This window comes from Leucobacter luti (assembly GCF_019464495.1).
Lineage (GTDB): Bacteria > Actinomycetota > Actinomycetes > Actinomycetales > Microbacteriaceae > Leucobacter > Leucobacter luti_A.
The window spans coordinates 2434599-2448738 of sequence record NZ_CP080492.1; the positions used below are offsets into that span (position 1 = coordinate 2434599).

Here is a 14140-nt window from a genome sequence, read left to right on the forward strand (position 1 = left end):
ATTCCCTGGTGGCGAGGAAGACGTCTACGCGAAATCAGGCAAATCGGGTGATTTCGCCAGAATCTTGGCGAGTTCGGCCGCGCACTTGTTCAGGGTCGGAGTCTGCCGCAGGGTGAGCTTTGGGGGCCTTCACACCCTCACCAGCATGAACTGCAAAGGAGCACACATGCCGTATCAAGCCATTCTGCTGACCCGGGACCCGGGGTCCACGGATATCTGGGCTATCGCGAACTCACCGATTCTGTGGATCTGCGCGCTCGGTGTTTTCGCCGTGATCTTCCTGCAGACGATCCTGTATATGCGCGCCGCGCGCAAGGTTGCCCCGGGAATCGACATGCCGATCGCCGAGGTCAAAGAGTCGTTCCGCGCAGGCGCGGTGGCATCGATTGGGCCGTCGCTCGCAGTCGTCATCGTTGCCGTGTCGCTGCTCGCCCTGTTCGGAACGCCTGCCGTGCTGGTGCGCATTGGTTTGATCGGCTCCGCCGCGACGGAAACCGCCTCAGCCGGCATCGCTGCCTCCACGATGGGAGCGGAGCTTGGGGGCCCTGACTACACGCAGCAAGTGTTTGCGGTCGCCTTCCTCGCGATGAGTCTGTCAGGCGGGATGTGGATGCTCGCGACGCTGATCCTGACTCCCGTCCTGAAGCGAGGCAGCGCCACGCTCGCAAAGCGGAACCCCGCGGCCATGGCGCTCATCCCCACGGCGGCGCTGCTCGGTGCGTTTTCGATGTTGACGATTGCTGAGACAGGGAAATCGGGGACGCACATCATCATCGTGTGTATTTCGGCCGCGGTGATGGGGCTCTGCCTCCTGATCTCGCACCTGCTCGCAGCCAGGTGGCTGAAGGAGTGGGCCCTTGGGATCGCCATTCTTGTGTCGCTTTTTGCGGCCTACCTGATCCAATCCGGATCCTGACGAACACCGGGAGTATGACCATGACTACTGTTCTTGCGGCCACGCGGGCCGATGACGCAATGCTCAAGTTCGATCAGCAAACCACGCGCTACGGCTCGCTCACAATGCTCGCCGGGCTCGTACTGTCGCTGCTCGGCCCGCTCTACCTGTTGGTGGCCGGGCAGTTGGAAATCACCGGTTCGATGGTGTGGATCGCGTTTCTCGCCGTCGCAGCCACCTTCGGAGTGTTCTGGATTGTGGAACCGCTCACCTACTACCCCGTGCTCGGTTCGGCCGCGATGTACCAGGCCTTCATGATCGGCAACATCTCGAACAAGCTGCTGCCAGCCGCGATCGTCGCCCAGTCGAGCATCAACGCAAAGCCTGGCACACGCCGAGGAGACATTGCCGCGGTGATGGCGATCTGTGGCGCAGCGACAGTGCACCTGCTCAGCCTGTTGATCTTCGTCGGAATCTTTGGCACCTGGCTGGTGTCCATCATTCCCGCTGACTTTGTTGAAGTTGCGCGCACGTACATCCTGCCGTCACTGCTCGGCGCAGTGCTGGTGCAGAGCATCGTCGCGATGAAGCAGCGCCGCACCACGATCGTGGCGATCTGCGTCGCGCTCCTGCTGCAGTTCGTGATCGTGCCGCTGGTGCCACAGGTCGCCATGTTCGCGACGGCGGCCGCGGTCGTCGCTTCGATCGCGATCTCCTGGGTCGTGCGCGAGCGCACCAACACCGAATCCATCTCTGTCAACTAACGGGAGGCTGTCGCCATGCTGCACACAGAACTTACTGAGGCCGAGCTCGCCTCTCTGCACGATACCTACCGGCACCTGCACCGCAACCCCGAGCTTTCAATGCAGGAGCATCGCACCGCCGAGTTCATTGAGACACGACTCACCGGGCTCGGGATCGAGCACTTCCGCTGCGGGGGGACCGGAGTGGTGGGCGTGCTCCGCAACGGAGCTGGCCCGGTCGTCGCGTTCCGCGCTGACACAGACGGTCTTCCAATTGAGGAAGACACCGGGGCGGAATATCGCTCTATCGCCACTGGCGCACTCGCGGATGGCACCGTGGTCCCCGTCATGCACGGCTGCGGGCATGACACCCACGTCGCCGCTGCCCTCGCAGCCGCTGCGGTCTTTGTGCGCGAGCGCGCAGCCTGGAGCGGGACGATCGTGTGGGTGTTTCAGCCCGGGGAGGAAACCGCTGAGGGGGCCGCCGCGATGGTGGCAGACCAGCTGTGGGAACGCGCACCGAAGCCTGAGATCGTGCTCGGCCAGCACGTGATTCCGTTCGTCCCTGCCGGAGCGGTCGGAGTCGCGTCCGGCAGTGCAATGGCGATGGCAGATTCGCTCAGGGTGACCGTGTTCGGCACGCAATCGCACGGATCACAGCCGCAGAACGCGATCGATCCCGTCGTGCTCGGCGCGCACATGGTGGTGCGGCTCCAAACGATCGTGTCCCGAGAACTCTCACCGCAGGATCCGGCCGTCGTCACGTGCGGCACGTTCCACGCGGGGCTGAAGGAAAACATCATTCCGGATCGCGCGGAATTCACACTGAACATTCGCACGCTGTCGGAAGATGTGCGGGATCGCGTGCTGCGAGCGATCACCCGGATCCTGAACGCGGAGGCTGACGCTTCGGACGCGCCCCGGCCCAGCGTGGAGGAAATCTACCGCTTCCCACTCCTATACAACGACCCCGCGCACGTCGCGCGGGTCTCCGAGGCGCTCAGCGCCGAGTTGGGAGCCGAGCAGGTTGTGGCGCTGCCGCCGGCGATGGGGTCCGAGGACTTCGGCTGGCTCGCGGAGAGTATCGGGGTGCCCAATGTGTACTGGGTGTTCGGTGGCTTCCCCGCAGACGTGGCCGCGCCGCCGGTGAATCATTCGCCCTTCTTCCTGCCTGAATTGGAGCCGACGCTGAGCACGGGGGTGCGGGCCGCGGTGAGCGCGATCCGGAAGTATCTCGATGGTCCAGCGGCTGCGTAGCGTCGCCGGCAGTCCGCGTGCGCTCAGCGTTGCGAGGCTACACGTCCATCCGCATGCCGCTGCGCTTGAGCGCCTGCAACACGATCGAAGTGTCGACCTCGACAGCATCCTCGGTCCAGTCCGCGCGCATCAGAAAGTCCGCGAGCGCGGCGTGGCTGACGCAGGCGATGTCGACGAACAGTTGATGCCGGCCGGTAGTGAAGGCGAGGTAGCGCACCTCGGGCACCTCGGTGAGGCGCTGCGCCACAGACTCGGTGCGGCCGGGATAGGTGCGGATGCGCAGGATCGCCTCGACCGGAAATCCGAGCGCCGCCGGTTCGATCACCGCGCGGTCAAACAGTCGCCCGCTCGCCTGCAGGTGTGCGAGGCGGCGACGGGCCGAAGCAGGCGACAGCGCCGTCGCGCGGGCCAACTCTTCGACGGTGGTACGACCGTCGAGCGCCAGCAGGCGCGCGATCTCCTGCTCTTCCTTGCTCAGCGGGGCAAGCTCGACAGCGCCGGTTGGCTCCCAGCTCTGCTCGCGGTCGGTGAGTGCGAGCACCTGGGACTCGTCGAGAATACCGGGCAGCCACTGGTGAATGCCCTTGTACAGCCGCAGGATCGTCGCGGTGTCGACTCCGGCGGCGCCGGGCAGGCCGGGGATCTCGTCGAGCAGCACTGTGAGGGACTGCGAACGCTCGTTGATCAACTCGAACACGCAGTCGGCGTCGCCGGTAGTGAGGTAGGTGAATACGGAGCTCGCGCGTGCGGCGGCCGCGGTTGCCGTCATCCGGTTCATTCCCGAAACGCAGCGCACGCTCGCGATCGCGCTGTCGAGCACACCTCCTTGCGGCAGCACGGGGAACCCGGTGATCCGCACCTGCTGAGTGCGCAGCAGCTCGGAGCCACGCGCGGCGACGGTGCGTTCAGGTACATCGAGCACCGACGCGATGCGGCGCCACCCAGCCCGGCCGTTCACTTGGAGCGCCGCCACGATCTTCCGATCGAGGTCGTCCAGTAGCTCAGTGACATTCATGGCATCATTCTCTGCTGATTTCTTCAAAATCACAATACTCATGTACTACACGCTCCACTCAAACCTAGAGTGATAGCTGATTCAACCAGTGCCGGTCGGATATCCCCCGCGATCGGCGCGCTCGCAGAGATTGCCCACAGCCCGACCAAAGGAATGCACTCAATGAAGATTCGCAAACTGGCACTTGTAGGACTCGCCGCAGCGGCGGCCTTCTCCCTCGCCGCCTGCTCATCGGCCCCCGAAACCACAGCTGACGCCAACAGCGATGAACCCATCAAGATTCGAGTCCAGGCGCAGAACTCGATCGCCGCCGAACCGCTCTACATGGGTATTGAAGAGGGCTTCTTCGAGGACGAGGGCCTTGATATTGAGGTCGTTGACCTGCCAGACATCGCAGCGGCCACCGCGGCGCTGCAGGCAGGGAAACTCGAACTCGCTTTTGTACCCACAATCTCCGCGTTGCAGATGGCCCGCCAGAACGTGCCAATCACGCTGATCGCCGCCTCTGACGGCATCAACCCGGCCGCGAGTGACGCAACGCTCGAGGAGCAGCGCGACTACACTTCCGTTGGCATCTACACGAGCAAGGGCAGCGGGATCACCGACATTGAGGGTCTCGCAGGCGCCAAAATCGCGGTGCCGGAGCTGAAAGGCCAGCCGGACGGCACCATCACCTCTGTGCTGCATGAAGCCGGCGTTGAAACGAAGGACATCGAGTGGATGAATCTCGGCTTCGTCCCGGCGCTTGAGGCGCTCAAGGGCGATCAGATCGACGCAGCGTTCCTGGTCAGCCCGTTCTCGCTTGAGGCGGACGCCGAAGGGTTGGCGCGCGTGATGAACCCGAGCGTCGACTTCTTCCCGCGCGGCTCGGCCACGACCGGTTGGGCGGCGTCTGACACCTGGGCCGCCGAGAACCCTGACGCCGTTGCCGCGTTCCAGCGGGCAATCGCCAAGTCCGCTACATGGGCGAGTGACAACCTCGAAGATGCGAAGCAGCACGTAATTGATCGCGCCGGGCTCAAGATCGAGCCGGCAGATATGCCGCAGTCGTACTGGCCAAGCGAGATCGATCCTGCGCAGCTCGAAGAAGTCGACAAGAAGCTCGTGGCCATCGGATTCTTTGACGAGCCCATCGACGTCTCCGAAATCCTCACCAGTCGCGCCAACTAGCGGCACGCCAGACACGGAGGAGGGACGATGACGTCATCCACTCAACTCGGATCGCGCAGCGGGCGCCGCGTGCTCGTGCCAATAGCGTTCGGGGTTCTCGGTATCGCCCTCCTCCTTGCCGCCTGGCAGTGGGGATCAATTCAGATCGCGTCTGAAAGCGCCCTGCCCGGTGTTCCAGTTGTAACACAGGCCCTCGGCGCCCTCATCACGCAGGGCAGCTTCTGGGCTGAGGCCGGCACGACACTGAGTATCGCCCTGTTCGGCTGGATCGTCGCCGCCGCGATCGGCGTCGCCATCGGGGTGCTCGTCGGCACCTCGGAGATCGTCCACGCCGCGACGCGGGTGGTGCTCGAGTTCCTACGCCCGATCCCCGCGATCGTAATCCTGCCGCTCGCCATGCTCGTGCTGGGACCCACGACTGAGATGGGGGTGTTCCTCGTGATCTTCGGGATCATGCTGCCGATTGCCGCGCAGACCGCAGCAGGGGTGGAGTCTGTCGACCCCGTCATGGTGAACACTGCGCGTTCGTTCGGGCTGCGACCAGGCGCGATTCTGTGGCGCGTGATCCTGCCGGGGGCCTCGCCTTACATCGGCACCGCGATGCGCGTTGCCGCCCCGGTCACGCTCATTATGGCCGTGGTCGCTGGCATGCTCGGCGGTGCCCCAGGGCTCGGAAACTCGCTCACCGTGGCCCAGATCGCCGGCCGCAATGAAGACATCTTCGCCTACGTGGTTGTGCTCGGATGCATGGGGCTCCTCGTGCAGGCTGCCGCCGCTCGAGCGGAGCGGCGGATGCTGCACTGGCACAGTTCCTACCGAAAGGAGAGCTGAGATGGCGACCACTGAGCTGGCTCCGACCACCACGGCCATTCGCACTCAGGCCCGCGTCAAACAAGCGCGGAACCGTAGGCCGTTGCTCCTCACCCTCGAAATCGGAGTGCCTGCGCTGCTGATTGCGGTCTGGTGGTTTGGCTCACTGAACTCAGCTGACCCGTTCTTCCCGCCGCTGCGCGACATCGTGATCGAGTTTCAGCGGCTGTGGCTGTTCGACAAGTTCTTCAGCGATGTGCTCCCCAGCGTCGGTAACTTCCTCGCGGCCTACGTGATCGCGTGCCTCATCGGTGTCGCGCTTGGGACTGCGCTTGGCCTGATCAGGCCCCTGTTTTGGATCCTTGATCCCATTGTGCAGTTTGTGCGGTCGATCCCGGCCGTTGCGCTGCTGCCGATCTTTGTCGCGACGATGGGCTTTGGGAACGAGGTCCGAGTCTTCGCGATTGCGCTCGCGTCCCTGTTCCCAATCCTGATCTCCACGATTGATGGCGTGCGCGGCACGGAGCCGCTGCTACTCGAAACCGCGCGAGTGTATCGCCTCAGCGCGTGGGAGCGGCTGCGCCGGGTGTACCTGCCGGCGGCGTCACCGCAGATCTTCGCCGGCGCGCTCGTGAGTCTGCAAGTCGCATTCATCGTGATGATCACGAGCGAAATGCTCGGGGCCGCGCGCGGGATCGGGGCCCTCACACTGCTCGCGCAGAAGAGCTTCGACGTGCGCGGGATGTGGGCGGGGATCCTGTTGCTGGGGATCCTCGGTTTCCTCGCGAACCTGTGCTTCAACCTCGTGCGACGCCGGGCGCTTGCCTGGTATCTCGGCTCCCAGAAAGCCGCCTCGGCTGACTAGCACGCAGGACTCGATCCGCCTACCCGCCACCCCTGTCTCACCCGTGACCGCAGTGAAATCGGAGAACTCCATGTCCACCACCCAGCTCGTCGTTGAGCACCTCTCGAAGACTTACACTGTCCGCGGGGCGGAGGTGCAGATCATCGCCGACCTCACCTTTGATGTCACCGCCGGCGAGATCGTTGCCATTGTTGGGCCGTCCGGTATCGGCAAGACCACGCTGCTGAAGTGCCTCACCGGGCTGCAGAGCATCAGCTCGGGGACCGCCGAGATCCACGGCAAGCCGATTGACGGGCCGCCAGAGGAGATGGCGCTGGTGTTCCAGGAGTACACCCGCTCACTGATGCCGTGGCTGACCGTTGAGAAGAACGTGCGGCTGCCGCTGCGTCACCTGCGGCTTCCCGCGGGAGAAGCGGACGCCAGAGTGGCGTCGGCGCTCGCCTCTGTCGGGCTCGACCAGTCAGCTGATCGCTTTCCGTGGCAGCTTTCGGGCGGCATGCAGCAGCGCGTCGCGATTGCCCGCGCGCTCGCATATCGCCCCGAGGTGCTAGTGATGGACGAACCGTTCGCGTCCGTTGACGCTCAGACGCGGTTCGAACTGGAGGACCTCTGCCTCAAGATCCGTGACGAGTTTGGAATGACGATCCTGCTCGTCACCCACGACATTGATGAGGCGGTGTATCTTTCGGATCGCGTGGTGGTGCTCGGGCACCGGCCGGCCGTGGTAACCCGCAGTATCGACATCGAGCTGCCCGCACCGCGCGACCAGATCACCACGCGCGCGCTGCCCGAGTTCGCTGAGCTGCGCACCGAGATTTTCGAACTGATCCGGGCTGGCGCGATCACGACCGCGCCGAGCGCTGCAGCGTAGGGGAGACAGATGTCCGTCGAACTCACGTGGCTCCCCGCAACTGAACTCGCCAGCATGATCCGCGCACGCGAACTGTCCGCCCGCGAGGCGCTCCAGGCGCACTGGGACCGGATCGATGAGGTGAACCCGATCCTGAACGCGGTGATCTACGAGGATCGCGAGTCCGCGCTCGCGCAGGCGCTCGCCGCAGACGAGCGGCAGGCCGCTGGCGCTGAGCTCGGCCCGTTGCACGGGCTTCCGCTGACGAATAAGGACACGAATGAAACGGCCGGGATGCCGAACACGTGGGGTCACCGCTGCTGCAGCACGTGATTCCCACGAGCGACAGCCTGATCGTTGAGCGGATGCGCGCGGCTGGGGCGATCATGACCGGCAAGACGAACGTGCCGGAATTCGCGGCAGGAGGCCACACCTTTAACGAGGTGTTCGGGCGACGGGCAATCCGTACGATCCTACGCGGAGCGCTGGGGGTCAAGCGGCGGAGCTGCGGCGGCGCTGGCAGCCGGGATCCAGGCCGTAGGCGACGGCTCGGACATGGGCGGGTCACTGCGCACTCCCGCGGCGTTCTGCAATGTGTTGGGGCTGCGCCCCTCGCTCGGACGAATCCCGACCCCCGGGGCGAACTCGTGGGCGTGGCTCGGACGTACTGGCCCGATGGCGCGGGAGGTGGGTGATCTCGCCCTGATGATGAACGTGCTCTCGGGGCCGGATCCGCGAGTGCCGACCTCGATCCAGGAACCAGGGCTGGACTTCCGTGTTGGCCTCGGCTCCGGCATTACCGGCCTGCGCATTGGGTGGTCGCCTGATCTGGGTCTCGGCCTCCCCGTCGAACCTGAGGTGCTCACGGTCGCGCTGCAGGCGCTCGCGGTGTTTGCCGAGGCTGGCGCCATCGTCGAGGAAGCGGAGCCGGATCTGCGGGAGGCCGACACCGTGTTTCGGCAGACGCGCGCTTTCGACTTTGAGTTTGGTTGGGGCGAGCTCGTGCGCTCGCAGCCAGAGCTCGTGAAACCAGAAATGCTCGAAAACGTCGCTGTCGGCGAGCGGCAAACTGCGGCAGAATTGCGCGAGCTGGCCCGCGCGCGCACCAGGCTCGAGGGGCACACTCGCGATTACTTTGATCGGTACGACCTGTGGCTCACCCCGACCGTGCAGCTGGTGCCGTTCCCGCTCGCGGAGCGCTGGCCGAAACGTGTCGCCGGGCAGCCCATGGGCGATTACCTCGACTGGATCAGTTCGGTGTGCGTCGTCTCCGCGATGGGTGTGCCAGCGCTCTCGATCCCTGCCGGATTCTCGCAGAGCGGCATGCCAGTCGGCATCCAGCTCGTCGCGCCCCACGGCGGCGACGCCCTGCTGCTGCGCGCAGCTCACGCGTACGAACAACGCACTCGCTGGTCGCGGGTGCGGCCGCGAATGCTCGAAGAAGTGGAGGCTCAGCGATGAGCGAAGGTTCACTCGACGGTCTCGTCGTGATCGATATGAGTCGGGCACTTGCCGGTCCTCATGCGGGGCAGATGCTCGGGGACTTGGGGGCTCGAGTAATCAAGGTCGAGGCTCCGGGATCTGGCGACGATACCCGCGGTTGGGGCCCGCCGTTTGTTGAAGGGGCCGACGGTGGCAGCTACTCCACCTATTTCCTCTCCTGCAACCGGAACAAAGAATCAATTGCGCTCGACTTGAAGAGTGATGATGGTCGCGATGTGCTGCGCCGCTTGATAGCGCGCGCCGATGTCGTGATTGAGAACTTCCGCACCGGGGTGATGGAACGGCTGGGTTTCGGCACCGCGACCCTGGCCGAGCTCAACCCGAGCCTGGTGCAGCTTTCCATTACCGGCTTCGGACACGACGGACCAGAAGCTGATCGCGCTGGCTACGACCAAATCGTGCAGGGGGAGGCCGGGTTGATGTCGCTCACCGGATCCGGAGCCGAAGACCCGCAACGCGTCGGCACTCCGATCGCGGACCTGTTGGGCGGGATCCACGGCGTGGTCGGTGTGCTCGCAGCGCTGGTAGAGCGCGCCAAGACCGGGCGCGGGCGTGTGGTGCGCACCTCACTCCTCTCGTCACTCGTCGGCGTTCACGCATTTCAAGGGACCCGGGTTACCGTGGCTGGAGAGACTCCACTGGCGCAGGGCAACCACCACCCGTCCATCGCGCCATACGGGCTGTTCCCATGCAGGGACGGCGCGGTGCAGATCAGCGTCGGGAACGAGCGACTCTGGACGGCGTTGTGCGGCGAGTTTGAGCTGGATCCAGCGACACCCGGTCTCGCCTCGAATCCCGAACGGGTGGCCCACCACTCGCAGACACTGGAATTCGTCTCGGCTGCGTTTGCCGAGCACGACGCCGCACCGCTGCTCGAGCGGCTGCGCTCCGCCGGGATCCCCGCGGGCAAAGTGCGCACGCTCCCGGAGGTCTATGAGTGGGAGCAGGTAGCCTCGCAGGGATTGCTCGTTGATGTTGATCACGCCGCGCTCGGGGGAATTACCCTGCCAGGCCCTCCGATCCGGTTCTTCGACGTCGGCACGTCTGGGGAGACTGAGCGCTCCCGCACCAAGCATGTCGCCCCACCCGTGTTGAATCAGCACGACGCCGTGATCCGCGCCTGGCTCGAGGAGGAATAATGCACACCCCGGCACGCCCCCACCGACTGTCCGCCGCTGAACTCATCGCGCTCACCGCTGACGAGGGCAGCTACCTCAGCTGGGATGCTCCGCCCGTTGAACCGGATCTCGGCGACGCGTACCGCGCCGAACTCGCCGCAGCAGCCGCGAAGTCCGGAACCGACGAGTCGATCGTCACTGGGGAAGCGTTGGTGGACGGGCGTCGCGTCGTATTGATCGCCTGCGAGTTCCAGTTCCTCGCTGGCTCCGTGGGCACCGCGGCTGCCGAACGTTTCGTGCTCGCCATGGAGCGGGCCACCGCCGAGCGGCTCCCGGTGCTCGCCGCGGTCGCATCGGGCGGCACCCGCATGCAGGAGGGCACGGTCGCGTTTGTCGCGATGGTCAAGATTGCCGCGTCAGTTGCCGCACACCAGGCGGAGGGCTTGCCATACCTGACCTATTTACGGCACCCGTCCACGGGAGGCGCACTTGCCTCCTTCGGGTCGCTCGGCCAGGTGACCGTTGCCGAGCCGGGCGCGCTCGTCGGCTTCCTCGGCCCGAGAGTCTATGAGGCCCTCTACGGGGAAGCGTTTCCGAGCGGTGTGCAATCAGCGGAGAACCTTGCCCAGCACGGCATCATCGACGGGGTGCTCCCGCCGCAAGATCTGCGCGAGGTGATCTCGCGGACACTCCGACTGCTGGAGAAGCCGACGCACGCTGCGCTTGTGGCCCGCGCGGCAGATCCGGGCACGGCAGCCTCCGATCCGGCTGGCTCCGCTGACACCTGGGATTCGGTGACGCGGACGCGGGATCGGGCGAGGCCTGGGCTCCGTGATCTGCTGCGCCACGCGGCCACCGATGTGGTGCCGTTGTCCGGCACCGGTCAGGGCGAACGCGATCCAGGGCTCTCGCTCTGCCTCGCGCGGTTCGGAGGCGTGCCCTGCGTGGTGGTGGGGCAGGATCGTCGACTGCAGCGCTCACACGCGCCGCTCGGGCCAGGTGCTCTGCGTGCCGCGAGGCGGGCCATGCACTTGGCGGAGGAACTCAAGCTCCCGCTCGTGACCGTGATCGACACTCCTGGCGCCGCGCTGTCGCAGACCGCAGAGGAGGGCGGCCTCGCTTCGGAGATCGCACACTGCCTCGCGGATCTGGTGACGCACACCAGCCCGACGCTGTCTGTGCTGCTCGGAGAGGGGACCGGGGGCGGAGCGCTGGCCCTATTGCCAGCCGACCGCACGCTCGCAGCTGAGCACGCGTGGCTCTCGCCCCTCCCACCCGAGGGGGCGTCGGCGATTGTGCACCGTGACATCGAGCACGCGCCGGAACTCGCTGAGCAGCAGGGCGTCGCGTCTGCGCGGTTGCGAGCGAACGGGATCGTGGATCGGATCGTCGCCGAGCTGCCAGACGCCGCGGTCGAGGCGACGGCGTTCTGCGGCCGCCTCGGTGACGCAATCGCGCAAGAGCTTGCGGCACTCAGCCTGCAGCTCCCCGAGCGCCGCCGAATCCTGCGGTTGGAACGATACCGAACGCTTGGGGTGTAGCCCCGAAAAGACGGATCGACAGCGACGCAAGTTGACAGTTAGAGATCTAACACTTAGTCTTCTAACTATGACCGAATCGCCTCCGGAACTCACCAGCATCCTGGGCCAGCTGCGCTGGCTGGGATGGGCACAGCGCAAGGCTGGCGAAGACTGGATCCGCGAGCGCGAGCTCAGCCACGAACAGGGCTTCGCGCTCGGATACCTCACTCAGCAGCCAGGCACGATCCAGGCTGAGCTCGCGCGGGTCACCCGCACGAGTGCCGCAAGCGTGTCAAGTCTCCTGCAGGGGCTTGAACGGCGCGGTTTGATTGAGCGCCGCACCGACCCCGCAAACGAGCGCCGCAAGCTGGTTTTCGCGACGGCAGCGGGCAGCGAGCTCGTTGCCGGGTTCGATACCGCGCTCGAAGGGATCGAAGATGAGTTGCTCGCCCCGCTCGATGCTGCCGAGCGCGCGACGCTCCACGCGCTACTCAGCAAGGTAACCGCGGAACTCCCGCAGCCCACGCGCGACTAGCGGAGGGCGCAGCACCCGTCCGCGCGGCCGATCCCGCTGTCGCGGAGGCTGATCTGGCGCGCCAAAAATCTCCGATCTCACCCCACGACTCTCACCACCACCACTGACAGACCCTTCGGCACCGACACCGGTCGGAGCTCGATTCGTGCTGCCCGAAAGGAACCACCATGATCGACCCCTCCGCAGGCACCGGCACCGGCACCGGCACCGTCGCAGACACAGACACAGACACAGACACAGACACAGACACAGACACAGACACAGACGCAGACACAGACACGGGCACGGGCACCGTCCCCGCTCTGACTCGTGCGCCAGACGCACCCCCCGCTGTGGGCAGCAACCGCTGGTACCTGTCCAGCGCACCGATCCTGCGCTCGCTCATCCATCTCTGTATCCCGATGGCGGCAGCGATGATCGTCTCAGCGCTCTACAACGTGGTGAATGCAGGCTTCCTCGGTTCCCTGCACGACAGCGCGCTGCTCGCCGCGATTACACTCGGCACCCCCATGCTCGCCCTCGTCATGGCTGTAGGTGGCATCTTTGGGGTGGGCGGCGGCGCGTTGATCTCCCGCAAGCTCGGCGAGGGCGAACGCGATCCAGCCGCAGCCCAGGGCATCAAGCACGTCTCCGCGTTCTCGTTCTGGGGTGCAGTGATCAGCGGCGCACTCGTGGCGACAGCCGGTCTGCTTTTCCTCGACCCGCTCGTAACGCTGCTCGGCGCGGATGCCGCGACCGCTCCTGCCACCCGCGAGTACGCCACAGTAATGCTCATCTTCGTGCCGGTGCTTGCCGCAGCGTTCTGCCTCGAACAGCTCGTGCGCGCTGAAGGCGCTGCCAAACAAGTGATGATCGGGTTGATCGCTGCTACCGCGATGAACGTGCTCTTCGATATCGTATTCATCCTGGTGCTGCCCTGGGGCGTGGCGGGAGCTGCGCTGTCAATGGGCCTGGCAAACCTGATCCTCGTGGGGTACTTTGCGACCTGGTTGCACCGCAACAGTGCACACGTGCGGCTCGCCCCGCGCTGGTTCACACTTTCGCCAGACGTGCTGCGCCCCGTGTTCGGCATCGGCGTTGGCGAACTGCTGCAGGCCGCGTTCATGATCCTGACTACGCTCGTGCTCAACAACCTCGCGGCCGGGCATGGTGAGCAGGCGCTCGCCGCAATGGGCATCGGGGTGCGGATCGCGCAGGTCCCCGAATTCCTCGTCATGGGAATCACAATCGGTGTGCTGCCGCTGCTGGCCTACACGTATGGCAAAGGGGACCGCGCGAGACTGTCCGCTGCGCTGCGCGCTTCGGGTATCTCGGTCGCCGCGGTCGTGGTGCTGTTCTCAGCGGTGGTGTTCCTGTTCCGGGAGCCGCTGCTTGGTCTGTTCACCGCGGACCCGGCGGTGCTCCTGATCGGGGTGACCGTACTGACCGCGCAGCTCGTGGCGACCCTTGCAAACGGCTGCACCGGGCTGCTGAAATCGCTTTTCCAGGCAGCTGGCCGGGTCACGCCGACGATCGTGCTGTCGATCGTGCAGGGAGTGCTGTTTCTTCCCATCGTGTTCGTGGGAAACCTGTGGTTTGGGCTCGCCGGGATCATCTGGGCACTCACGATCAGCGAAGCGCTGGTGCTCGTGGCCGCGCTCGTGCTGTGGCTGCTTGCGCGAGCCGGGATTCAACGCGGCCTGGCCGAGGGGAGCGAGGAGCGGGCCGAGGCGGTGCTGGCCGAGCAGGACTAAGCGGGTGGCCACGGGAGCATGGGGGATTCTCGAGGGAAGGGGTGAATTACGGTGAAATCACCATTCTCTCGGAACACCCCCATTCCCTCGTGCCGCGCGCACGCGTTCGTGGGAGGGGCAGCGCCG

13 protein-coding genes and 1 pseudogene are annotated in these 14140 nt (G+C 65.5%); 13 read left to right on the forward strand and 1 reads right to left on the reverse strand.

The annotated features are described in order from the left end of the window. Positions 1–166: 166 nt before the first annotated feature. Genes K1X41_RS10875 through K1X41_RS10885 form a run of 3 tightly spaced genes read left to right on the forward strand, consistent with a single transcriptional unit; the run spans position 167 to position 2895 of the window. The gene (locus tag K1X41_RS10875) at positions 167–916 is read left to right on the forward strand and encodes a DUF5058 family protein (RefSeq protein ID WP_132201368.1); all 750 of its coding nucleotides are present in this window, start codon (positions 167–169) and stop codon (positions 914–916) included. 20 nt (positions 917–936) lie between these two features. Further along, a complete protein-coding gene (locus tag K1X41_RS10880) occupies positions 937–1659 on the forward strand; it encodes a hypothetical protein (RefSeq protein ID WP_207907357.1) in 723 nt (240 codons plus the stop codon). Between the two features lie 15 nt (positions 1660–1674). Then, positions 1675–2895, forward strand: a complete 1221-nt coding sequence (locus K1X41_RS10885) for an amidohydrolase (protein WP_220174618.1) — start codon at positions 1675–1677, stop codon at positions 2893–2895. A 37-nt stretch (positions 2896–2932) separates the two neighbouring features. On the opposite strand, the gene K1X41_RS10890 is transcribed toward K1X41_RS10885, so the two are convergent. Further along, positions 2933–3910, reverse strand: coding sequence for an AsnC family transcriptional regulator (locus tag K1X41_RS10890; RefSeq protein WP_166644211.1), 978 nt, complete (start codon positions 3908–3910; stop codon positions 2933–2935). Positions 3911–4072: 162 nt separating this feature from the next. On the opposite strand from K1X41_RS10890, the gene K1X41_RS10895 reads away from it, so the two are divergent. The 10 genes and pseudogenes from K1X41_RS10895 to K1X41_RS10935 all read left to right on the forward strand — a co-directional run bounded on the left by K1X41_RS10895 (position 4073) and on the right by K1X41_RS10935 (position 14014). Beyond that, the gene (locus K1X41_RS10895) at positions 4073–5080 is read left to right on the forward strand and encodes an ABC transporter substrate-binding protein (RefSeq protein WP_165875534.1); all 1008 of its coding nucleotides are present in this window, start codon (positions 4073–4075) and stop codon (positions 5078–5080) included. A 27-nt stretch (positions 5081–5107) separates the two neighbouring features. Further along, a complete protein-coding gene (locus K1X41_RS10900; protein ID WP_220174619.1) occupies positions 5108–5911 on the forward strand; it encodes an ABC transporter permease in 804 nt (267 codons plus the stop codon). A gap of 1 nt (position 5912) precedes the next feature. After that, positions 5913–6755, forward strand: a complete 843-nt coding sequence (locus K1X41_RS10905; protein WP_133615414.1) for an ABC transporter permease — start codon at positions 5913–5915, stop codon at positions 6753–6755. Positions 6756–6825: 70 nt separating this feature from the next. Continuing rightward, the gene (locus K1X41_RS10910; protein ID WP_132201382.1) at positions 6826–7626 is read left to right on the forward strand and encodes an ABC transporter ATP-binding protein; all 801 of its coding nucleotides are present in this window, start codon (positions 6826–6828) and stop codon (positions 7624–7626) included. A 54-nt stretch (positions 7627–7680) separates the two neighbouring features. After that, positions 7681–8000: pseudogene (locus tag K1X41_RS16010) on the forward strand (amidase family protein); the annotation flags it as partial. A 133-nt stretch (positions 8001–8133) separates the two neighbouring features. Beyond that, positions 8134–9066 carry an amidase gene (locus K1X41_RS10915; protein ID WP_309478085.1) on the forward strand — a complete coding sequence of 311 codons (933 nt, stop codon included), beginning with the start codon at positions 8134–8136 and terminating at the stop codon, positions 9064–9066. Then, on the forward strand, positions 9063–10247 hold the full coding sequence (locus K1X41_RS10920; RefSeq protein ID WP_220174620.1) for a CaiB/BaiF CoA transferase family protein: 1185 nt from the start codon (positions 9063–9065) through the stop codon (positions 10245–10247). Before K1X41_RS10915 ends, K1X41_RS10920 begins: the two co-directional genes overlap by 4 nt. Then, positions 10247–11767: a carboxyl transferase domain-containing protein gene (locus tag K1X41_RS10925; RefSeq protein ID WP_220174621.1), complete on the forward strand. Its 1521-nt coding sequence runs from the start codon at positions 10247–10249 to the stop codon at positions 11765–11767. The genes K1X41_RS10920 and K1X41_RS10925 overlap by 1 nt, the downstream gene beginning before the upstream one ends. A 67-nt stretch (positions 11768–11834) precedes the next feature. Further along, a complete protein-coding gene (locus tag K1X41_RS10930) occupies positions 11835–12281 on the forward strand; it encodes a MarR family winged helix-turn-helix transcriptional regulator (RefSeq protein WP_132201390.1) in 447 nt (148 codons plus the stop codon). A 167-nt stretch (positions 12282–12448) separates the two neighbouring features. Then, positions 12449–14014: an MATE family efflux transporter gene (locus K1X41_RS10935; protein ID WP_220174622.1), complete on the forward strand. Its 1566-nt coding sequence runs from the start codon at positions 12449–12451 to the stop codon at positions 14012–14014. Positions 14015–14140 lie beyond the last annotated feature (126 nt).